This is a genomic window from Planococcus soli (assembly GCF_016881065.1).
GTDB classification, from domain to species: domain Bacteria; phylum Bacillota; class Bacilli; order Bacillales_A; family Planococcaceae; genus Planococcus; species Planococcus soli.
Genome location: NZ_WXYN01000009.1, coordinates 1 through 293, shown reverse-complemented (window position 1 = coordinate 293; position 293 = coordinate 1). Strand labels below are relative to the sequence as shown.

Genomic DNA, 293 nt, shown 5'->3' with positions numbered 1-293 from the left:
TCAACATCTTAAAATGGCCGCCGTCATTGCCAAGTCCTCCGTCTCCGCGGCCGTGGCCCGCCCGGCCCGCTCCAGCGTGCGCCCCATGNTGCCCCCCCTGAGCGACGAGCAGATCGCCGCCCAGGTCGACTACATTGTCGCCAACGGCTGGATCCCCTGCCTGGAGTTCGCTGAGTCGGACAAGGCCTACGTGTCCAACGAGTCGGCCATCCGCTTCGGCAGCGTGTCTTGCCTGTACTACGACAACCGCTACTGGACCATGTGGAAGCTGCCCATGTTCGGCTGCCGCGACC

1 protein-coding gene is annotated in these 293 nt (G+C 65.1%); it reads left to right on the top strand.

What is annotated here, in order from left to right; translation table 11 throughout:
• Positions 1-13: 13 nt before the first annotated feature.
• Positions 14-293: RuBisCO small subunit-like domain-containing protein (locus GJB59_RS19395; protein ID WP_500048838.1), on the top strand; the 280-nt coding region annotated here is incomplete at its 3' end.